Origin of the sequence: Variovorax sp. OAS795, assembly GCF_040546685.1 — a bacterium.
Lineage (GTDB): Bacteria > Pseudomonadota > Gammaproteobacteria > Burkholderiales > Burkholderiaceae_C > Variovorax.
On the sequence record NZ_JBEPOH010000001.1, the window covers coordinates 17,879 to 39,437 of the forward strand.

Genomic DNA, 21,559 nt, shown 5'->3' on the forward strand with positions numbered 1-21,559 from the left:
GCGTTGATTGCTATCTAAGCCCCATGAACGCCATCGACATCCTCACAGGCCCCGCAATGAACATGCTCTATGACTCGGAGTCCTTCGTCGTCGTGCACGTGCAGCCCAACGAAAGCGACACACCCGCGCAACCCAATGTGCCGATTCTGGAACGCCACGGCTTCGAGATCGTCGACAAGCGCTCCGGCAAGGAGGTCTACCTCGACGGCTCCTGGGCCGAGCTGTTCCAGCAGCAGATTGCCGCCTGGCAGCTCAACACGCCCACGCAGGAAGAAGTCGAGGACACGCTCGAGGGCTATGCCGAGCTGGCCCACACGCCCGTTCTGGTGCACTGAAGACGCGCCGAGCGCCGCAAAAAGCGCCTGAGGGGCGCTTTTTTTGTGTCTTTTCAGGCGCGGCGGGTCATTTCCGTCCGTAGATCCAGCGGTACATCGGCCCGACCAGCAACAGCACCGCCACCAGGCGGCAGACCTGGAACGCCGTCACCACGGGCACGCCCAGCTGCAGCACCTTGGCCGTGATCGACATTTCCGCGATGCCACCCGGCGAAGTGGCCAGGATCATCGTGGCGGGATGCAGGCCGGCCGCCCGGGCCAGCAGCCAGGCGGCGCTCGCGCACAGCACCAGCATGACGGCGGTGCCCAGCGCCACCGAGGCCAGCCAGCGCGGCGCCGTGTGCAGGAATTCGCGGCTGAAGCGCACGCCCAGGCTCACGGCAATCACCAGCTGCGCGGCGTTCGACATCCAGGTCGGCACGGCCGAGAGCGGCTGGCCAGCGATGGTGAACCCCATCGCCACCACCAGCGGCCCCATGAACCAGGGGTTGGTGCGGCCCAGCGCACGCATCGCCAGGCCGCCGGCGCCCGTGGCCAGCGCCAGCAGCAAGAGCCCGCCCGCATTCACCTCGCGCACCATGGGCGGGTTGATTTCGATCCCGTGCAGGCCGCTCCACTGCATGGCGAACGGAATGGCGATAGTGACCACCACCAGCCGCAGGCTGTGCGCCGCAGCCACCAGGTCGGTGCGCGCACCGGCCGATTCGGACAGCAGCGTCATCTCGGAAGCGCCGCCGATGGCGCCTGCGAAGTAAGTCGTCGCCCTCATGGACCTTGCCGGCACATGCGGCATGCGCCTGGCGTGCAGCCGGTGCAGCCAGCGCCCGAAGCCGCAGCCCAGCAGCAGGGCCCAGGCAATGGCGATTGCAATCGCCCACCAGACGCCGGCCACCAGCGCGACCACCTGCGGCGTGAAATAAAGGCCGAGGGCTGTGCCGATGGTCCATTGGCCGGCGTTGCGCAGCGGCGTGTGGCTGGCCGTCGGCGCGCCCGCGATCGACGCCAGCGAGACCGCGAGCAGCGGACCGATCATCCACGGCAGGGGCGTGCGCAGCGCAAGGCAGAGCGATGCGGCGGCGAGTGCAAGCAACAGCGTGGCCAGCACGCGAACCGGAAAGCGGAAAGACACCACAGGAAAAAGCGGAAATGGACGGCACGGCGTGCGGGCGCCAACGCATAGTATGGCGCGATGCGATGCCACCCCACCCCCGCGCGGGCCACCCGTTTGCCGTTGTCCCTGTTCGCGGTCGTGGCCACGGCCATTGCCCTGGCGGGTTGCTCCGCCTTCCTCGACGGCCCCGACGCCCCCGTGGCGCGCCGTGCCGCGAGGCTGCTGCCCGCGGATGCACTGCTCCTCGGCGAGCAGCACGACGCCCCGGAGCACCAGGCCCTGGAGCGGGAAACCGTCGAGGCGCTCGCCGCCAAGGGCAAGCTGGCGGCCCTGCTGCTCGAGATGGCCGAGGAAGGCCACAGCACCGCCCGCCTCGACAGCGCCGCCACCGACGCCCAGGTCCAGGCCGCGCTCGGCTGGAACGACAAGGCCTGGCCTTGGCAAAGCTACGGGCCGGTCGTGATGGCCGCGGTGCGCGCCGGCGTGCCGGTGATCGGCGCCAACCTGCCGCGCGCACGGATGAAGAACGCCATGACCGACGTCTCGCTCGACGTGCAGCTCAATGGCGAGGCCTACACCGCGCAGCAGGACGCCGTGCGGGAGGGCCACTGCAAGCTCTTGCCCGAACCCCAGATCGTGCCGATGACACGCATCCAGGTGGGGCGCGACCGCGCCATGGCGCAGGCCATCGTCAAGGCGCGCCAGCCGGGCAAGACGGTGCTGCTGGTCACTGGCGCAGGCCATGCCACCAAGGTGCTGGGCGTGCCGCAGCACCTGCCCACCGACGTGTCGGTCAAGGCCGTGCGGCTGCAGGCCGGCGAATCACCGGACGAGAAAGCAGAAAACAGGCGTGCGTACGACGCCGTGTGGCGCACGCCCCCGCTGCCGCCGAAGGACTATTGCGCGGACATGCGCACCAGGTAGCCTCCCCCGCCGCGGCTCAGGCGAACTTGCGGATCGAGTCGGCCAGCGTGTTGACCAGCGTGTCGATGTGCTGCTTCTCGACGATGTAGGGCGGCGCGATCACCAGCACCTCGCCCGCGGGCCGCACCAGCGCGCCCTTGTGGAAGCAGTCCAGGAAGATGTCGTAGGCGCGCTTGCCCGGCGTGCCGGCGATGGGCGCGAGCTCCACCGCCGCGGCGAGGCCGAGGCTGCGGATGCTGACCACGTTCGGCAGGCCCTTGAAGGTGCTGTGGAACGCATCGCCCAGCAGCTTGCCCATCTCGCCGGCGCGGGCGAAGAGCTTCTCTTCCTTGAAGAGATCGAGCGTGGCGATGGCCGCGGCGCAGGCCACCGGATGGCCGGAATAGGTGTAGCCGTGGAAGAACTCGACCACGTGCTCGGGCGCGTCGGTCTTCATCATCGCGTCGTAGAGCTTGTCGCGGCAGATCACGCCGCCCAGCGGAATGACCCCGTTGGTCACGCACTTGGCAAAGTTCAGCATGTCGGGCACCACGCCGAAATAATCCGACGCGAAGTTGGTGCCCATGCGGCCGAAGCCGGTGATCACCTCGTCGAAGATCAGCAGGATGCCGTGCTTGTCGCAGATGGCGCGCAGCTTCTGCAGGTAGCCCTTGGGCGGCAGGTACCAGCCGGCCGAACCGGCCACCGGCTCGACGATGATGGCCGCCACGTTGCTCGGGTCGTGCAGCGGCAGGATGCGGGTCTCGAGCTCCACCAGCGGGTCTTCGGCCCACACCGGCTCCTCGTTGTGGACGTAGGCGTGGTTCACCGGATCGTGGATGAAGCGCATGTGGTCCACCCGCGGCAGGAAGGCCGAGCCGAACACCTTGCGGTTGCCCGGGATGCCGCCCACCGACATGCCCCCGAAGCCCACGCCGTGGTAGCCCTTCTCGCGCCCGATGAACACATTGCGGTGCCCCTCGCCGCGCGCGCGGTGGTAGGCCAGCGCCACCTTCATCGAGGTGTCGGCCGCCTCGCTGCCCGAATTGCAGAACAGCACCTTGTTCAGGTCGCCGGGCGCCAGGGACGCGATCATCTCGGCCGCCTTGAAGGCCTTGTCGTTGCTGACCTGGAACGCGGTGGCGTAGTCGAGCGTGTCGAGCTGCTTCTTGATGGCCTCGTTGATCGGCTTCCTGTTGTGGCCCGCGCCCACGCACCAGAGCGACGAAATGCCGTCGATCACCTTCTTGCCGTCGTGCGTGGTGAACTCCATGCCGTCGGCCGCCACGAAGACGCGCGGGTCTTTCTGGAAGTGGCGGTTGGGGGTAAAGGGCAACCACTGGTTGCCCATGTTGAAGTCCTGATAAGCCATCGATTGCTCCTGCTTAACGCGCACTGGAAAAACGGCATTCTGGCACCCCTGCGACAATCGTGCCCCTCATGACGACCACTACGCCCGCCTACATCCTGACCCTCTCCTGCCCCGACCGGACGGGCATCGTGCATGCCGTCTCGGGCTTCCTGCTCGAACGCGGCGGCAACATCGAGGAAGCCGCCCAGTACAACGACCACGACACGGGCCTGTTCTTCATGCGCGTGCGCTTTGCCTGCAGCGACCACACCGAGGCGGCGCTGCGCGAGCAGCTCGCGGCCTTCGGCGCCGGATTCGGCATGAACCTGCAGCTGCACGCCGCGGCCGAGCCGATGAAGACCGTGATCCTGGTCAGCAAGGAAGGCCATTGCCTCAACGACCTGCTGTTCCGCTGGAAGAGCGGGCTGCTGGCCATCGACGTGCGCGCCATCATCTCGAACCACCGCGATTTCTACCAGCTGGCGGCGAGCTACAACGTGCCTTTCCATCACATTCCCGTGACGGCGGCCACCAAGGCGCAGGCCGAAGCAAAGCAGCTGGAGATCATCGAGGCCGAGGGCGCCGAGCTCGTGGTGCTCGCGCGCTACATGCAGATCCTGAGCAACGACCTGTGCAAGAGCCTGTCAGGCCGCGCGATCAACATCCATCATTCGTTCCTGCCGAGCTTCAAGGGCGCGAAGCCCTATTACCAGGCGCACGACCGCGGCGTGAAGCTGATCGGCGCCACCGCGCACTACGTCACGGCGGACCTGGACGAAGGCCCGATCATCGAGCAGGACGTGGCGCGCGCAGACCATACCGACACGGTCGAAGACCTCACGGCCCGCGGCCGCGACACCGAAAGCCAGGTGCTCGCGCGTGCCGTGAAGTGGCACAGCGAGCACCGCGTGTTGCTGAACGGGCACCGCACCGTCGTGTTCCGATAGCGCGGCGCCCTCTCTCAATCAGTTGCGGTTGGGATTGTCCGGGCGGCGGTCGTAGCGGTTCGGCACGCCGTCGCGGTCACGGTCCCATTCGCCGCGGCGGTATTCCCAGCGGCCGTCGCGTTCGCGCCATTCGGGCGCACGGTAGGCATAGCCCGGGCGGGCACGCACATACATGCCCCTGACCCACACGTGGCGCCCACCACGCCATTCATAGTGGCCCGGCGCCCAGACGTAGCCCCGGCGCGGCGGCGGCACACGCTCCGAACGCGGGGGCGGCGGCGGCGTCTCGACGATCACGGCGCGCTGTGCATGCGCGGTGGTCGGCAGCGTGAGTGCGCCGCCCACGGAAAGCAGCGAAGCTGCGCCGATGGCCAAGGTGATTGCGACTTTTTTCATGGGTGTCCCCTCATGAGTGGTTGGAGCCTTCATGCTGCCGGGCCCATGTGAAGCGCCTGTAAGCACTTAGCGGGACTTTGTGTAGAGGTGTTTCGCCCAAACGACAACTTTGTCAGCACTCACTCTTGCAACTCGCGCAGATCGACGGCCGAAGCCATGGCGGCATGGCCCGCCTTGTTGGGGTGCAGGTGGTCGCCGTTGTCGTACAGCGGGTTCAGCGCCGCGGGATCGGCCGGGTTGCGCAGCACGGCGTCGAAATCGATCACGCCATCCACGTCCTGCCGGCTGCGGATCCAGCGGTTGACCTCGCCGCGCATGGTTTCGGAGGCTTCGTTCCAGTACGGCGTGTCCTTGAACGGCGGCACGGTGCCGAGCAGCACTTTCACGCCCTTGGCACGGGCCTGCTTGACCAGCTGCTGCAGGCCTTCGGTGATGCGCTGCGCGGTCGCCACCTCGTGTTCCGGCGTGGGACGTCCCGGCAGGCCGACGAACACGTTGCGGCCGATGTCGTTGGTGCCGAGCAGCACGATCACGTGCGTCACGCCCGATTGCCCCAGCGCATCGCGTGCGAAGCGCGAGAGGCCGTTGGGACCGATGCCATCGACCAGCAGCCGGTTGCCGCCGATGCCCGCGTTGAGCACCGACACCGGCTTCGCCGCGGGACTGTTGCGCAGCCGCGTGGCAAGCAGATCGGGGTACGAACCGTCGCCCGCTTCGCCGCCGCCCGCGGTGATCGAATCGCCGAACGCGACCACCGCACGCGTCGGCTGCGAGGTCATCACGTCCAGGCCCGTCACGACGTGATTCAGCGCCAGCGGCTCGGCACCCGGCAGCGTGCCGGCGGCAACGGCGTTGCCGCCGGCGAGCCAGGTCGCGTCGGGTGCCTGCAGGTGAACGGTGGCAAAAGGCACCGGCCGATCGAAGAAGGCGCTCACCGCCACGGCCTGCCCCGGCTCGACCTTCAGGTCGGCGCCGTCGCTCCAGACTTCCGCACCCGGCGCCACCACCGCGCTCGCGCGCCCGCCGAAGCGCAGCACGCGCAGCGTCGACGGAGAGATCGCGCCGCCGCCGGTGGCGTGCGCCACGCTCGCGGCGGCAACGCGCAGCGGCGTCTTGCCGAAGCGGTTGGAGAAGCGGATGCGCACCCGCTCACCGCCGAGCGCGGGCTCGAATTGCTGGCGCACCGTCTGGCCGCGAAAGGCGTCACCGCCGGGCCGGGGCGCCGCGGCCTTGAGAAGCGGATTCGCACTCAGCTCGCGGAAGTCCACCGGCGCGGCGGCCCACCCTGCAACCCATCGCGCCTCGGCAGGCTGGCGCGCACGCGTGGGCTGGACGGCCTGCACCGCAACCGCGGCGGCCAGCAGCAGCAAGCCCACCGCGGCCACGCCATGCCGCAACACGACCCGGCGGAAAACGGACACCCAATGCGAACCCAGATTCATGCGCGCAAAGCGGTCCAGTTTACGGAGCCGCCTTGCCCTCGCACGTTGCGAGGTCTACGGCGTGGTTACCAAGTGTCTACATAGGGCAAGGCCGCTTGCGCCGGGCGCGCCGCGGACGCGAGCCCGCGCACCAGCCAGGTGCGCGTGTCGGCGGGATCGATCACTGCATCGATCTCGAGCGTCTGTGCCATGTGGATCGCCTCGCCGTTGGCGTACTGCTGCGCCACGAGCGCCTTGAACAACGCATCGCGCTCGGCGCCTTCGGGCACGGCGGCCAGCTCCTTGCGATAGCCCAGGCGCACCGCGCCCTCGAGTCCCATGGCGCCGAATTCACCCGTGGGCCAGGCCACGGTGAAGACCGGTGCATCGAAGCCGCCGGCCGTCATGGCCTGCGCCCCCAGGCCGTAGCCCTTGCGCAGCACCACGGCAAAGAAGGGCACGCGCAGATGAGAGGCCACCATGAACATGCGGCACACATGGCGCACCTGCGCCTCGGCTTCGATCTCCGGCCCCACCATGAAGCCCGGCGTGTCGCACAGCGAGACGATCGGCAGCGCGTGCGCATTGCACAGCTGCATGAAGCGCGCGGCCTTGTCGGCGGCATCCACGTCGATCGCGCCGCCCAGGTGATGCGGGTTGCTGGCCATCAGCCCCACCGGCTTGCCCTCGATGCGCGCCAGCGCCGTGACGATGCCGGCGCCGAAGCCGGCGCGCAGTTCGAGCATCGAGCCGGTGTCGGCCACGCCGCGCATCGCGGCGCGCACGTCGTACACGCGCAGCCGGTTCTCCGGCACCACATGGCGCAGCTTGCGCGGGTCGGCGCACTCCCAATCGGAAACCGGCCCCTGGAAGTACGACAGGTATTGCTTCGCGGCAGCCACCGCGGCGGCTTCGTCCTCGACCAGGATGTCGATCACGCCGTTGCGCGACTGCACGCTGCTCGGCCCGATCTGCTCGGGCGCGAAGGTGCCGAGCCCGCCGCCCTCGATCATCGCGGGCCCGCTCATGCCGATGTTGCTGCCCCGGGTGGCGATGATCACGTCGGCGCAGCCCAGCAGCGCCGCGTTGCCCGCGAAGCAGCGGCCATGCACGATGCCCACCACCGGCACCTTGCCCGACAGCGCGGCAAACTGGCTGAAGGTGTGGTTGTTGAGCCCCGCGACGATCGGCATGTCGGTGTCGCCCGGCCGCCCGCCGCCACCCTCGGCGAACAGCACCACCGGCAGCTTCAGCTGGTGCGCCACCGCCAGCAGCCGGTCGGTCTTGTGGTGGTTGCGCATGCCCTGCGTACCGGCCAGCACGGTGTAGTCGTAGGCCAGCACGGCGCAGCGCGACACCTCGGGGCCGAACTCTTTCGCGTTGATGCTGCCGAGGCCCGTGACCATGCCGTCGGCCGGCGTGTTGGCGATCAGGTCCTCGAGCGTGCGGCGCCGCGTCTGCGCCGCAATGGCCAGCGCGCCGTACTCGATGAAGTTGCCCGGGTCCGATGCGGTGTCGCACAGGTCGGCGATGTTCTCGCGCGCGGTGCGCCCGCCCTGCCCGTGCCGCTTGGCCACGGCCGCGCCGCGGTTGTCATCGAGCGTGAAGGCATGGCGGTCGATCACCTTCTGCAGGTCGGGGCGGACAGTGTCGAGGTCGTGCTCGGCGCGCGCCTCGGCTTGCACCGCCTGCGCGTCGACGGGCGCCAGGCGCACCAGCGACTGGCCCTCCACGAGGTAGTCGCCCGGCTCGGCCAGCAGCGCGACCACCCTGCCGGCCGTGGGCGCGTGCAGCAGGTGCTCCATCTTCATGGCCTCGAGCACGCCGAGCTGCGCACCGGCCGGCAGCACGTCGCCCACCGACACTTCGAACTGCACCAGCCTGGCCGGCATGGGTGCCTTGACGACGAGGTCGCCGTCCATCTCTTCGGAGGCGCCCGGCGCCTGTGCGCCTGCATCGGGAACCGGCGCGATCTTTTTCGGCCGCCTGCTTTCCAACGCGGCCGCCGCGGCCAGCAGATCGGCCAGGTGCGCCTCGACGAAGCGCGTGTGCACCGCCTGGCTCGCGAATTCGGGCCGCGCCGCAATGGCACGCAGCAGCGCCAGGTTGGTGGCGATGCCGTCGATGTGGCACTCGTCCAGCGCCCGCAGCGCGCGGCGCAATGCATCGGCAAAGTGGGGCGAGGGCGAATGCACGATCAGCTTGGCCAGCAAGGTGTCGTAGTGCGGCGAAGGCGCAAGCCCCGCATAGCCATGCGTGTCGACGCGCACGCCCGGTCCCGACGGCAGATCGAAGCGCGCGAGGGCGCCGCCCGAAGGCCGGGCATTGCCCTCTGCATCGAGCGTCTCCGCATTGATGCGCCATTGCAGCGCGAAGCCGCGCTGCGGCGCCGTGCGATCCGCCTCCACGCCCAAACCCGACAGGGTCTGTCCCGCGGCCACGGCGATCTGCAGCTGAACCAGGTCGAGCCCGGTCACGGCTTCGGTCACGGTGTGCTCCACCTGCAGCCGCGGGTTGGCTTCGATGAAAACGAAGGGAAGCGTGGGCGACGCCGCATCGACGAGGAATTCGAACGTGCCCAGGCTGCGATAGCCGACGGCCTTGGCCATGCGCAGCGCCGCCTGCGTGACCCGCGCGCGCAGTGCCTCGGGCAACGAAGGGCTGGGCGCAATCTCCACCAGCTTCTGGAAGCGGCGCTGCAAGGTGCACTCGCGTTCGCCCAGGCTGGCCACCGCCTGTCCGTCGCCCAGCACCTGGACCTCGATATGGCGCGCATTGCGCATCAGGCGCTCGACATACACGCCCTCGACCCCGAAGGCAGCCCGCGCTTCCGACATGCAGCGCGCATGCGCCTCAGGCAGCTCGCCCGCCTGCAGCACCGCGCGCATGCCGCGCCCGCCGCCGCCGCCGATCGCCTTGATCATCACGCCCGCGCCCTCCGCCTCCTGTTCGGCAAAAAAAGCCTGCGCCTCTGCGAGCGTCACCGCGCCCGCACTGCCGGGCATCACCGGCACGTCGCATTGCATGGCGAGTGCCCGCGCGCGCGCCTTGTCGCCGAACAGCGCGAGCTGCTCGGCCGTCGGGCCGATGAAGACCAGGCCGGCGCCGGCGCAAGCCTGCGCAAAATCGGCGCGCTCGCTCAGGAAGCCGTAGCCGGGATGCACCGCGTCGCAGCCCTGCGCGCGCGCAATGCCGACCAGGGCCGCGATGTCGAGGTATGCCGAGGGGCCCGTCGCATCGAGCGCCACCGCCGTATCGGCCAGCTGCGCATGCAGCGCAGCCGCGTCGTCGCGCGCATGCACCGCCACGCTGGCAATGCCCAGGTCGCGCAGCGCGCGCACCAGCCGCACGGCGATCTCGCCGCGGTTGGCAATCAGGATCTTGGAGAACAAGAGAGCGCCTTTCAGGTCTTGTCTTTGAGCAGCCGGCGCAGCACCTTGCCCGCGCCGGTGGTGGGCAACGCGTCGATGAAGCTCACGGCGCGCGGCACCTTGTAGCTCGCCATGTTGTCGCGCGACCAGGCCATGAGCGTCTCGGCGTCGAGCGTGGCGCCGGGCTTGCGCACGATGAAGGCCTTGACCACCTCGCCCTTCTCGGGGTCGGGCTGCGCAATGACGGCTGCCTGCGCCACGTCCGGATGCTTGACGAGGATGGTCTCGACCTGCTCCGGAAACACGCTGTAGCCGGAGACCTTGATCATCTCCTTGATGCGGCCCATGAAGGTGAGATAGCCGTCCGCGTCGAGCTTGCCGATGTCGCCGGTGTGCACCCAGCCATCGCGCAGCGTGGCGGCCGTCGCCTCGGGCTTGTTCCAGTAGCCCTTGAAGCAGCCCGGGCTGGTCAGCACGATTTCGCCGACCTCGCCCGTGGGCACATCGGCCTGGGTCTCGGTATCGACGATGCGGATGGTCACGCCCGGCACCGCAATGCCCTGGGTGCCCCAGCGCGGCGAATGGTGCGGCGTGTAGGTGTCGCAGGTGTGGGTTTCGCTGAGCCCGTACGCGGCTTCGAACGAGGTGCAGCTGGGCGCATGCGAGCGCCACTGCGCCGCCAGCGATTCGGTGAAGGTGATGCCGAAGCTCGTGACCGGATTGCGCCTGAGGCTCGAGAGATCGAAGTTCGCGATGTCGGGCACCTGCATGCACGCCACGTTCATCGGCGCGATGCTGTACCACCACGTGACCTTGTACTGCGCGATGGCCTGCAGCACGGCCCGCGGGTCGAAGCGGTGCAGCAGCACCGAGGCCGCGCCGCTGAGCACGGGCACGTTGACGCCCATCAGCATGCCGGCGATGTGATAGAGCGGCGGAATCGACAGCAGCACGTCACTGCTTGCCACGCTGTTGCAGTCGGACGCCGCACGCGTCTTGAAGAGCGCGTTGCCATAACTCAGCATGGCGCCCTTGGGAAGCCCCGTGGTGCCCGAGGTGTAGGTCATGAGCGCCACGTCGTCCAGGTCGATGGCCACGGGCTGCGGCACGGCGCCGCTTTGCATCACGGCAAGAAAATCTTCGCAATCCGAAGGCACGACGCGCGCGGCACTGCGCTCGGCCGCCAGTTCGGCGGGCAGGTCGAGCGTGGGCTGCCCGGGCAGCAGGTCGGCGTAGTGCACCACGAAAACGTGCGCGAGGGCGCTCTCCGGCTGCACCTTGCGCACCACCGGCAGCAGCGGCGCGGCGGCGACGATCACGCGCGCAGCGAGGTCGTTGACCTGGTAGCCCAGCTCATGCTCCTTGTTGAGCGGACTGCACGGGCAGACGATGGCGCCGATCTTCTGGATGCCGAAATGCGCGACCAGGTACTGCGGGCAATTGTTGAGGAACAGCACCACCGGCTCGCCCTTCCTGACGCCGATGGCCTGCAGCCGGGCCGCGAACGCATCGCTGGCGCGGTCGAGCTCCGCCCATGTCATCGCATGCCCGTACCAGATGCAGGCGGCGCGGTCGCCGCGCTCTCGCGCATGGGCGCGTAGGTACTCGTGCAGGGGCTTCAGGGGGCGGTCGGGCAATGTCTCCATGGTGTCACTTCCTCAGGGTTATCGATAGCCGCCCGCGCGGGGCAGCCGCTTGCCAACGAGCGCATGGTGCACCAACAATCCTACCCATGGGTATAACTTCGGCGACACGGCAAAAACCCTCTGGCAAGGGCTCGGCGCAGGCGCACCTGCCCCAGGGCACGGGCCGCCAGCGCGCGGCCACGCAGGGCACCGACCTGCAGCGCGAGCGCATCCTGGAGGCGGCGGCGCAGCTCTTTGCCGAGCAGGGCTACGCCAACACCACCATGGCGCAGATCGTGCGCGCGCTGGGCGTGACCAAGCCCTTCGTGTATTACTACTTCCGCGACAAGCAGGAGATCTTCGAGACGCTCTCCTGGCGACCCACGGTCGACTGCTTCACCGCGCTCGACTTCGCGGCGGGCGATCCGCGCCGCGCAAGCGAGAAGGTGCTCGAAGGCATCGAACGGCTGATACGCGCCACCATTGCGCACCACCCCTGCGCCTTCTTCGCCTACCGCGAGCCGCAGGTGTACCGGCCCGAATACATCGCCGCGCAGAAGAAGCTTGCGCACCATTTCTACGACCTGCTCTGCCCGCTGCTCGAAGAAGCGCGCCGCGACGGCGACCTGGATTTCACCGAGACCCGCATCACCGCGCTGGCCGCCTGCAGCCTGCCGGGCTTTCTCTACAGCTGGTACCGCCCAGGCGGCCGGCTCTCGCCCGAGGAAGTGACGGCCGAGCTCACGAAGCTCGCGAGCCGCGTGATCGGGCTGCGCACCAAAGAACCGCGTTGAAGCGAAAGGCGCTCGCGCGCCCTCCGCGGAAGTTTCACCCACGACATCGGAGACACACGGACATGCCGAATTTCACCCGCGCGCCCCTGGCGCCCATCGCCCTCGCATCGCTGCTGGCCCTATCGGGCGCAGCGCAGGCCCAACAGCCCACCTACAAGATCGCCTACATCGATCCGCTCTCGGGCCCGTTCGCCAACGTGGGCGAGCTGATGCTGATGCACACCCAATACGCCATCGAGGAGATCAATGCCAAGGGCGGCGTGCTCGGCGGCACCAAGCTGCAGCTGCTGCAGTTCGACAGCAAGCTCTCGGCGCAGGAAAGCCAGAGCGCGCTGCAGGCGGCCATCGACCAGGGCGCCAGGGCCATCGTCACCGGCGGCTCGGGCTCCTCGGTGGTCACGGCGCTCGTGCAGTCGGTGGTGCGCTGGAACCAGCGCAATCCGGGCAAGGAGCTGATCGTGCTGAACCATTCGTCGATCGACCCCGAGATGACCGGCAAGACCTGCAGCTTCTGGCACTTCCAGACCGAGGCCAACACCGCGATGAAGATGAAGGCGCTGGCCAACTACATCAAGAAGACGCCCGACGTGAAGAAGGTGTACCTGCTGAACCAGGACTATGCGCACGGCAAGCAATGGGCGAGCTACGGCCGCCAGCTCGTTGGCCTGGCGCGGCCCGACGTGCAGTTCGTCGGCGAGACGCTGCACCCCATCGGCCGCGTGAAGGACTTTTCGCCCTACATCGCGAACATCAAGCAAAGCGGCGCCGATTCGGTCATCACCGGCAACTGGGGCCAGGACATGACCCTGCTGCTGAAGGCCGCGGGCGACGCGGGCTACAACCTGCGCTACTTCAATCACAGCGCCGGCTCGGTGCCCGGCACGGTACTGGCGGTGTCGCAGGCCAAGCTGGGGCAGCTGACCTGGGTCGCCGAATGGCACCCGGGCCAGGCCGGCACGCCGCGGGTCGATGCGCTCGCCAAGGCCTACAAGGCCAAGACCGGCAAGGACTTTCTCGCGCCGCGCATCGACTTCACGCCGCGCCTGCTGGCCGCCGCCATCGACAAGGCCGGCAGCATCGACACGGTGAAGGTGGCCCATGCCCTCGAAGACATGAGCTTCGATTCGGTGGTCGGCCCCATCCGCATGCGCGCCGAGGACCACCAGCTGCTGCTGCCGCAGGTGGTCAACACCATTGCGCCGGTCGATGGCAAGAGCGTCAAGACGGGCTGGGAGGGCACCGACTACGGCTTCCGGACCGACGCGGTCTATACCGGGAACGAACTGGCCCAGGGCACCGACTGCAAGATGGTCCGGCCCGGCAGCTGAGGCGCGAGCGATCGGGCGCTCCTAAGGGAAACCCCGTCCTGCCGCGCACCCGCGCGGTCGAGATACTCCGGGGCATACCCCGGATTTCCGCAGCGGGTCACACCAAAGGCGCAAGAACCCATGGCAGGCAAGAACTCGCTCCATCCGATCCCGCATCCCGCAAAGAAGCCGTTCGTCGGCAACCTGCTGTCGATCGGGTCGGACTCTCCCGTGCTGGACATGTGGAGGATCGCGCAGGAACTCGGCGGCATCTACTGGCTCGACATGCCGGGCATGCCGGTGGTCGTGGTGTCGTCGCCCGCGCTGGTCGACGAGCTCTGCGAAGAGGCGCGCTTCGACAAGAGCACGCGCGGCGCGCTGCGCCGGCTGCGCGCCGCGTCGCACGGGCTCTTCACCTCGGACACGCACGAGGAGACCTGGTCGAAGCCGCACAACATCCTCCTGGCCAACTTCAGCCAGCGCGCCATGCAGGCCTACCACCCGATGATGCTGGACATCGCGGACCAGCTGGTCACCAAGTGGGAGCGGCTGAACTTCGACGAAGAGGTGGACGTGGTGCGCGACATGACGGCGCTTACGCTGGACACCATCGGCCTGTGCGGCTTCGGCTATCGCTTCAATTCGTTCTACCGCGAGGGCTTCCATCCCTTCGTCGATGCGATGGTGCGCACGCTCGAGACGGTGCAGAACCGCCGCGGCCTGCCGCTCGAAGAGCTGATGCTCAAGAAGGAGCTCGCCCAGCAGCGCAAGGACATCCGCTACATGCACAAGATGGTGGAAGACATCATCGAGGAGCGCCGTGCGAGCGGGGCCGACATCGCGACCAAGCCCGACCTGCTGAGCTACATGATCGCGGGCGTCGACAAGAAGAGCGGCGAGAAGCTCAGTGACAAGATGATCCGCGACGAGTGCATCGAGTTCCTCATCGCCGGCCACGAGACCACGAGCGGCCTGCTCTCGTTCGCGATCTACTTCCTGCTGAAGAACCCCGGGGCGCTGGCCAAGGCCCAGGCCGAGGTCGACAGCGTGTTCGGCCCCGACCCCTCGCAAAAGCCCACCTATGCGCAGGTCAACCGCCTGCAGTACGTGATGCAGGTGCTGAAGGAAGCGTTGCGCCTGTACCCGACCGCGCCCGCGATCTCGATGCGCGCGAAAGAGGACACGACCATCGGCGGGCAGTACACGATCAAGAAGAACAACATGATCATCATGCATGCGCTGGCGCTGCATCGCGACAAGGGCATCTGGGGCGAGAACGCCGACCAGTTCGACCCCGACCACTTCAGCCGCGAAGCCGAGCGCGAGCGTCCGGCCAATGCCTTCAAGCCCTTCGGCAACGGGCAACGCGCCTGCATCGGGCGGCAGTTCGCATTGCAGGAAGCGGTGCTCACGCTGGGCATGATCCTGCAGCGCTTCACCCTGGTCGATCACACGGACTACAAGCTCAAGATCAAGGAAGCGCTCACGATCAAGCCGGAGAACTTCAGGATCAAGGCGCTGCTGCGCGACCCGGCCACGCGGCCGCGCGGCAACGGCGAAGCGGCCGCCACGCCTTCGGCACCCGTCCAGCCCGCTGCACGCAAGCCGCAGGCCGCGCGCCACGGCACCTCGCTGCTGGTGCTGCAGGGCTCCAACCTCGGCACGGCCGAAGACCTGGCGCGCCAGCTGGCCGAGGCCGGCGAACTGCGCGGCTTCTCGACCCAGGTGGCCTCGCTCGACGACTACGCCGAGCGGCTGCCCGCGAGCGGCGCCGTCGCCATCGTCTGCGCCTCGTACAACGGCGTGGCGCCCGACAACGCCGCCGAGTTCCATCGCTGGCTCGACAAGGCCGACGATGCGCTCAACGGCGTGCGCTTCAGCGTCTTCGGCTGCGGCAACACCGACTGGGCCGCCACCTACCAGGCGGTGCCGCGCCGCATCGACGAGCGGCTCGAAGGGCTCGGCGCCACGCGCGTGCATCCGCGCGGCGAGGGCGATGCGCGCGAGGACATGGACGGCGCCTTCCAGGACTGGAGCGATGCGCTCTGGCCGCAGCTGGTGACGGCCTTCGGCATCCAGTCGGGCGCCGACACGCCGACCGAGGCCGAGCCGCTCTACACGCTGGAGGAACTGCCGCCGCCCCAGAAGAACGCGCTGGTCGATGCGCTGGGCGCGGTGGCGCTGCGCGTGATCGAGAACCGCGAACTGCAGAAGACCCCCGCCGGATCGGCCGAGGAAGGCCGCTCCACGCGGCATGTCGAGCTGATGCTGCCCGAGGGCGTGAACTACGTGCCCGGCGACCACCTGAGCGTGGTGCCGCGCAACAGCCCGGCCCAGGTGGAGCGCGCCATGGCGCGCTTCGGCTTCGACCGTTCCGCGCATGTGCGGCTGCATGCCGCTTCAGGCCGCAAGACGGCGCTGCCGGTCGACCAGGTGATGGCGGTCGACCGCCTGCTCGGCGACTACGTCGAGCTGCAGGACGTGGCCACGCGCAAGCAGATCGCCACGCTGGCGGCGCACACCGAGTGCCCGTTCACCAAGCCCAAGCTGGTGGCGCTGTCGGGCAGCGACGATGCCTCGCAAGCCGCCTACAAGGCCGAGGTGCTGCACAAGCGCAGGTCGCTGCTCGACCTGCTCGAAGAGCACCGGGCCTGCCAGGTGCCGTTCGCGGTGTTCCTCGAAATGCTCTCGCCGCTGTCGCCGCGCTACTACTCGATCTCGTCGTCGCCGGGCATGACGCCGGGTCGGTGCAGCGTGACCGTGGGCGTGGTGCGCGCGCCGGCGCTTTCGGGCAATGGCGGCACCTTCGAGGGCGTGTGCTCCAACTACCTCGCGCGCGCGGAAGCCGGCGACACGGTGCACGGCGTGATCCGCGAGACCACGGCCGAAGGTTTTCGGCTGCCGGAAGATCCGCTGCGGCCGCTCGTCATGGTCGGCCCCGGTACCGGGCTGGCACCGTTCCGCGGCTTCCTGCAGGAGCGCGCGGCGCAGGCCGGCCGCGGCGAAGCGCTGGGTGAGGCGATGCTCTTCTTCGGCTGCCGGCACCCGGAGCAGGATTTCATCTACGCCGAGGAGCTCGAGGCCTGGTCCCACCGCGGGCTCATGACGCTGCACACAGCGTTCTCGCGCGCCGGCGAGCGCAAGGTCTATGTGCAGGACCTGATCCGCGAACAGGGCGCGGCGGTGTGGAAGCTGCTCGAAGCCGGCGCCATCATCTACGTGTGCGGTGACGGTTCGCGCATGGAGCCCGATGTGCGGCGCACGCTGGCCGACCTGGCGCGCGAGCACGGCCACGACAGCCAGGCATGGATGGACCAGATGATTGCCGACCAGCGCTACGTGCTGGACGTCTGGGCCGGGGCATAGCCCCGCCTTGCCGCGCGACTCAGGCCTTGCGGCCCGGATCGGGGTAGACCAGCGGCCCGAGGAGGCCGCGGTTGAACGGCTTCCACTCGCCCTCGGGCTGGGCCAGCCGGTCGGCCAGCGCATACAGCACCGCGGGATGCGCGCCGAGCCCCATGTGGCTGGCCACCACCTCGATGTTTTCAGCCCGCGGGCCCGGCTTCTCGATGCTGCAGCGCCATGCGACGACGCCGTCCGTGCGGCTGAAGATCGAGGTCGTGGGCACCGGCGGCGTGGGCTGCACGACCTTCATCCGGCGCGGGTCGTGCGCGCTCTGGCCGCTCACGCCCTCGTACACGCGCCAGGCGTTGGTGGCGCGCGGGCTGCCGGAGAACGGGCTGCCCAGGGTGATGACGTTGCGCACGAGATCGGGCTGCGCGGACGCCAGCAGGCGCGCATACACGCCGCCCAGGCTCCAGCCGATCACGCTGACCTTCTGCCCGCTTTTCTCGTGCAGGGACCTGAGCAGTGCGACCATGCCGTCTTCCACGCCCTCGCGCGGGCCGAGGTTGCGGCCCAGGCCCCAGCCGTGGGCGTCGTAGCCCCGGCTGCACAGGTAGCGGCGCAGCACCAGCGTGGAGCCGTCGCCCGCCACGAGGCCGGGCAGTACCAGCACCGGGTGTCCGTCGCCGCGCGGCGTGAGTTGCAGCAGCGGCCACATGGCGAGGCCGGCGCCCGTTTCCCAGAGTGCGCGCGCTTCGGCCAGCAGCAGGAGGCGCGACGGCGGTGCGATGTGGTCTCGGGTGGCAGTGGTCATGAGGGCAGCTTTCCTTTGTGGGATTCGTTCTATGGGACGAGCATGGCGAACCAAAGTTTCACCGCTTCGTCGGACAACAGCGATCTTTATCCGAGGTATTTGCCCCGCAGGTAATCAAGATAAGCCCTCGATTCGCTCGAAACATACGGAGAAATGAGGGTCAGGGTGTAGAAAGCGGCCAATCCGGGGTCGGCCTGTGCCAGCGCATCGCGCCCCGGCACCAGGCGCTCGAACGAAAGCCAGCAGGTGGTGGTGAAGACCATCTGCAGCGCAAGAATGCGCGCCTGCTCGGTGCTGGTCTCGATGACGCCCGAAGCCACCAGCCCTTCGCACAGCGCCTGGGCCGCCAGCAGGTTCTGTGCGGTGAGCGCCTGCGCGCGCTGGCCGAGCGTGGGGTATTCGCCGGCCAGGAAGGCCATGTCGCGGTAGATGAACCGGTACTGGTCGATGGCTTCGAAGCGCAGGTGCAGCGCCAGCCAGAGGTCGTCGATGGCGGTGATGGCACCGGAGGAGCCGTCGAGCACCTCGAGCCGCTGCTCGAAGCGCCGGAACAGCCACTCGACGATCAGTTGCTTGGCCTTGAAGTGGTAGTGCAGGTTGCCCGGGCTCATGCCGAGCTCGGCCGCGATCTTGTGCGTGGACACTGCCGCAAGGCCTTCCGCGTTGAACAGCGCGAGGCTGGCCTGCAGGATGCGATCGCGCGTGGTGTTGGAACTGGCCACAACCGGCTGCTGCGTGCGTCGGTGCTTCGCTGGGCCGGTGCTCAGCGTTTGCCGCTGCCGCCGCGCGGGCTGGCGTTCCTGGGCTCGAGTTGCGCCAGCCGCTCGCGCAGCCGGGCCACTTCTTCGCGCAGGGCCTGCACTTCTTCGGCGCTCGGCATGCCCAGGCGCTGCAAGGCGGTGGCAACGCGCTGGTCGAACACGTCCTCGAATTTGCGAAGGCCGAAGCTGTCCAGCCCCGGAAAGCCGCGCGGAGCCGCCTTGGCGGCGCCGCCGGCCTCGGGCTTGCCCTGGCCGATGCCCAGCAGCCCCTCGATCACGTTGGCCTGGCGCTTGGCGACGTCGTCGCGCACGTTGCCCAGCACCTTGAGGCCTGCGCGCAGCAGGCCTTCACCGACGGCCTTCGGGCCCGCCGGTGCATCGGGTGTGACAGCAGCAGTTTTCTTCTTTGCCGCCGCAACCGTCTTCCGGGCTGCGGGGGCCTTTTTGGCCGGGGGAGCTTTCTTCGCAGGCGCCGCCGCCTTCTTCTTTTTCAGGCTTGCGGTCGCGTCGGGGCGGGTCGCCATGCGTTCTTGCTCCAGGGTCAGGCTGCCTTGCGGGCGGCGCGGCGAACCGGCTTCTTGGCCGCGGCGGCCTTGGCCTTCACGGTGCGCACGGGCTGGGCTTCCTCGGTGCCGCCCACGCGCACTTCGATCTGCTTGGCGCCGGCTGCGATCCTGTCGGCGATCTGCACCGAGACGTTGGCGATCGGCTGGTTCAGCGCGTTCAGGGTCTTGACCACCGTGGTGACGATGGGCGATTCGACACCCGCCACGCGGCCGGCCACGGCTTCGATGCCGCTGGTGGTGCCCGCGGCCATGCGGTCCATCACCGAGACGATGCGGCCGGTGTCGATGTCCAGGCGGTTGGCCAGGAAGCCGTTGATCTTTTCCTGCGCGCCGATCAGGTTGGCCTTGACCTGCTCGCTCACCAGCGGAATCTGGCGGCTGCCGAGGAATTCGGTGTAGCGCGACGATGCACCGCCGAGCAGGCGATGCACGCCGGCGCGGTAGGCACCCACCAGCGTCTTGCCGGCGTCGTTGTACTGGCCGACGACGTGGATGGCGGCGGAAGAGAAAGAAGCTTGCGTGGTCATGTGGATTTCCTGGAAGTTGATCGGTCGCGGATTTGCGATGGGGTGATCTTCTTCCGGAGTGCCTAGGCCTGGAAAACTAGAACGGTCGGAAAACTAGTCCAACTGCCCCAATTTTCTGGCCCCGGCCTCGCAATCATGCCGCAGCTGCCGCACGGGCGCGCTTGGCCGGCACGGCCGGTTTGCGCGGCGGCGCCTTGCGCGCAGGGGTCTTGGCGGGCGTCTTGATGGGCGTTTTTGCGGCGGCCGTCCTGGAGACCGGCGCCTTGGCCGCGGGCGTTTTCGCTGCGGCGGCCTTCTTCGCGGGCGCCTTTTTCGCCGCAGTCTTGGGGGCCGGCTTGGCCGCCGCCTTCACGGCAGGTGCCGGCTCCGGCGCGGCGGCCGCCTTCGCAGGGGCCGTGCCCGCGGCCGCGGGTTGGGTCTGCGTGAGGCTCATCAGCAGCTGGTGCTCGGCCAGCAGGTAGTCGCCGATCTCCGTGATGTCGGGCACCGCGCGGCGGCAGGCGATGAGGCCGTAGTCCATGCGGCCGTTGTAGCTCTGCACCGTGACGTTGAGCGCCGTGCCGTGGCTCGCGATGGACACCGGGTAGTAGCTGGTGACCAGCGCCCCCGCAAAGTACATCGGGAACGGCGCGCCCGCCACGTTGGAGATGGCCACGTTGGCCGCCGGCGGCAGCAGGTTCACGAGCCCCGAGCGGCCGACCATCGAGGCGATGCCCGACACCAGCCAGGGCGCGGCAAAGGTGGGAAAGTCGTCGAGGATCACCGCCTTGAAGCGGTTCATGGTCGACTTGGAGCTTGTCGAAGAGGCGTTGATGGCCTTTAACCGCTGCACCGGGTCGGTGATGTCGGTCGCCAGGCTCACGAGGATCATGCTGGCCTGGTTGTTGGCCGTCTCGTCGCCCGCTTCGCGCAGGCTCACGGGCACGCCGGCCACCAGCGGCTTGGCCGGCAGCTCGTTGTTGTCGGCCAGGTAGTGGCGCAGCGCGCCGGCCACCGTGGCCATCACCACGTCGTTGAGCGACACGCCGAAGTGCTTGGCGATGTGCTTGGTCTCGGCCAGCGAGATGGTGCGGCCCGCAAAGGTGCGCTGGTTGGTGATCGACACGTTGAGCGAGGTGCGCGGCGCAAAGAGGTTGAACTTCTTGGGCGCTGTGGCGGCGTTCTTCTCGGCCGCCTTCTCGTCGGGCTTGGCGAGCCCGCCGATGGCGCGCGCAATGGCCGGCGCCATCTTGAACAGCTTGACGTACTGCTGCGCCGTGTTGCGCAGCGCCGCGGTCGCGAGCTCGGCCATGCCCAACTGGTAGCCGCTGCTGCGCGGACGCGCCCGCGGCGGCTTGACCACGCGGCCCGCGGGCTCCAGATCGAAGATCGCCTTGCCGAGCGCCACGCCGGCCTGCCCGTCGATGCCCGCATGGTGCACCTTGGTGTAGAGCGCCACCTGCCCGCTCTTGAGGCCGTCGATGATGAAGAACTCCCACATCGGCCGGCTGCGGTCGATCAGCGTGGAATGCAGCCGCGCCACGTACTGCTGCAGCTGCCGGTTGGTGCCGGGCTTGGGCAGCGTGATGTGGCGCACGTGGTAGTCGATGTCGATGTCGCCGTCGTCCACCCACACCGGGTTGGTCATGTCGAAGGGCATCAGTGCGAGCTTGCGCGTGAACACGTCGGCCAGGTGGATGCGGCTGGCCATGAACTGCTTGGCGTCTTCGTAGAAGTCGCCCTTGTAGCCCTTGGGCAGGTCCAGCACGTTGAGCGAGCCCACGTGCATCGGCATCTCGGGGGTCTCCAGGTGCAGGAAGGTGGCATCAAGACCGCTCAGGTGTTTCATGTGTCGTGTCTCCTTGTGTGCGCAGGCGCCGTCCGGCAGGATACCCGTGCACGGCCCCGCGAACCGGGCCCGAAGCATTGAACGCGGGTTTGTCCCGAGACCCGCGCGTGTCGCTATGAATTCAATAGCTCGCGCCGGCATGCCGCCTTCACGCGGG

17 protein-coding genes are annotated in these 21,559 nt (G+C 68.5%); 6 read left to right on the forward strand and 11 right to left on the reverse strand.

Translation table 11 applies throughout. The annotated features are described in order from the left end of the window. Positions 1-23 precede the first annotated feature (23 nt). Positions 24-335 carry a BTH_I0359 family protein gene (locus ABID97_RS00080; protein WP_354396571.1) on the forward strand — a complete coding sequence of 104 codons (312 nt, stop codon included), beginning with the start codon at positions 24-26 and terminating at the stop codon, positions 333-335. A gap of 67 nt (positions 336-402) precedes the next feature. Here the strand turns inward: ABID97_RS00080 and ABID97_RS00085 are convergent, their stop codons facing one another. Next, positions 403-1,464: an AbrB family transcriptional regulator gene (locus tag ABID97_RS00085; protein ID WP_354396572.1), complete on the reverse strand. Its 1,062-nt coding sequence runs from the start codon at positions 1,462-1,464 to the stop codon at positions 403-405. A gap of 60 nt (positions 1,465-1,524) precedes the next feature. Here ABID97_RS00085 and ABID97_RS00090 point away from each other — a divergent pair, with 60 nt between their 5' ends. After that, positions 1,525-2,370: a ChaN family lipoprotein gene (locus tag ABID97_RS00090; protein WP_354396573.1), complete on the forward strand. Its 846-nt coding sequence runs from the start codon at positions 1,525-1,527 to the stop codon at positions 2,368-2,370. A gap of 16 nt (positions 2,371-2,386) precedes the next feature. Here ABID97_RS00090 and aptA read toward each other — a convergent pair whose 3' ends face one another. Then, entirely contained in the window at positions 2,387-3,721 is a 1,335-nt protein-coding gene (gene aptA / locus ABID97_RS00095; protein WP_354396574.1) for an omega-aminotransferase AptA, read from the reverse strand. 68 nt (positions 3,722-3,789) lie between these two features. On the opposite strand from aptA, the gene purU reads away from it, so the two are divergent. Further along, complete coding sequence (gene purU / locus ABID97_RS00100; protein WP_354396575.1) at positions 3,790-4,647, forward strand: formyltetrahydrofolate deformylase; 858 nt, start codon at positions 3,790-3,792, stop codon at positions 4,645-4,647. Positions 4,648-4,665: 18 nt separating this feature from the next. On the opposite strand, the gene ABID97_RS00105 is transcribed toward purU, so the two are convergent. The 4 genes from ABID97_RS00105 to ABID97_RS00120 form a co-directional block, all read right to left on the reverse strand. Continuing rightward, positions 4,666-5,043: a YXWGXW repeat-containing protein gene (locus tag ABID97_RS00105; protein WP_354396576.1), complete on the reverse strand. Its 378-nt coding sequence runs from the start codon at positions 5,041-5,043 to the stop codon at positions 4,666-4,668. 119 nt (positions 5,044-5,162) lie between these two features. Then, on the reverse strand, positions 5,163-6,485 hold the full coding sequence (locus tag ABID97_RS00110; protein ID WP_354396577.1) for an SGNH/GDSL hydrolase family protein: 1,323 nt from the start codon (positions 6,483-6,485) through the stop codon (positions 5,163-5,165). A 65-nt stretch (positions 6,486-6,550) separates the two neighbouring features. After that, entirely contained in the window at positions 6,551-9,856 is a 3,306-nt protein-coding gene (locus tag ABID97_RS00115) for a carboxyl transferase domain-containing protein (protein WP_354396578.1), read from the reverse strand. Positions 9,857-9,867: 11 nt separating this feature from the next. Beyond that, the gene (locus ABID97_RS00120; RefSeq protein WP_354396579.1) at positions 9,868-11,481 is read right to left on the reverse strand and encodes an AMP-binding protein; all 1,614 of its coding nucleotides are present in this window, start codon (positions 11,479-11,481) and stop codon (positions 9,868-9,870) included. A gap of 86 nt (positions 11,482-11,567) precedes the next feature. On the opposite strand from ABID97_RS00120, the gene ABID97_RS00125 reads away from it, so the two are divergent. The 3 genes from ABID97_RS00125 to ABID97_RS00135 all read left to right on the forward strand — a co-directional run bounded on the left by ABID97_RS00125 (position 11,568) and on the right by ABID97_RS00135 (position 16,927). Then, positions 11,568-12,254: a TetR/AcrR family transcriptional regulator gene (locus ABID97_RS00125; protein WP_354396580.1), complete on the forward strand. Its 687-nt coding sequence runs from the start codon at positions 11,568-11,570 to the stop codon at positions 12,252-12,254. 62 nt (positions 12,255-12,316) lie between these two features. Further along, positions 12,317-13,582, forward strand: a complete 1,266-nt coding sequence (locus ABID97_RS00130) for a branched-chain amino acid ABC transporter substrate-binding protein (protein WP_354396581.1) — start codon at positions 12,317-12,319, stop codon at positions 13,580-13,582. 120 nt (positions 13,583-13,702) lie between these two features. Further along, the gene (locus ABID97_RS00135; RefSeq protein ID WP_354396582.1) at positions 13,703-16,927 is read left to right on the forward strand and encodes a bifunctional cytochrome P450/NADPH--P450 reductase; all 3,225 of its coding nucleotides are present in this window, start codon (positions 13,703-13,705) and stop codon (positions 16,925-16,927) included. Between the two features lie 19 nt (positions 16,928-16,946). On the opposite strand, the gene ABID97_RS00140 is transcribed toward ABID97_RS00135, so the two are convergent. From ABID97_RS00140 to ABID97_RS00160, 5 genes are all read right to left on the reverse strand, one after another. Then, entirely contained in the window at positions 16,947-17,720 is a 774-nt protein-coding gene (locus ABID97_RS00140) for an esterase/lipase family protein (protein WP_354396583.1), read from the reverse strand. An 86-nt stretch (positions 17,721-17,806) separates the two neighbouring features. Then, positions 17,807-18,442, reverse strand: a complete 636-nt coding sequence (locus ABID97_RS00145) for a TetR/AcrR family transcriptional regulator (RefSeq protein ID WP_354396584.1) — start codon at positions 18,440-18,442, stop codon at positions 17,807-17,809. 41 nt (positions 18,443-18,483) lie between these two features. Further along, a complete protein-coding gene (locus tag ABID97_RS00150) occupies positions 18,484-19,005 on the reverse strand; it encodes a phasin family protein (protein ID WP_354396585.1) in 522 nt (173 codons plus the stop codon). Positions 19,006-19,022: 17 nt separating this feature from the next. Next, a complete protein-coding gene (locus tag ABID97_RS00155; protein WP_354396586.1) occupies positions 19,023-19,574 on the reverse strand; it encodes a hypothetical protein in 552 nt (183 codons plus the stop codon). Positions 19,575-19,707: 133 nt separating this feature from the next. Then, the gene (locus ABID97_RS00160) at positions 19,708-21,402 is read right to left on the reverse strand and encodes a WS/DGAT/MGAT family O-acyltransferase (protein WP_354396587.1); all 1,695 of its coding nucleotides are present in this window, start codon (positions 21,400-21,402) and stop codon (positions 19,708-19,710) included. Positions 21,403-21,559 lie beyond the last annotated feature (157 nt).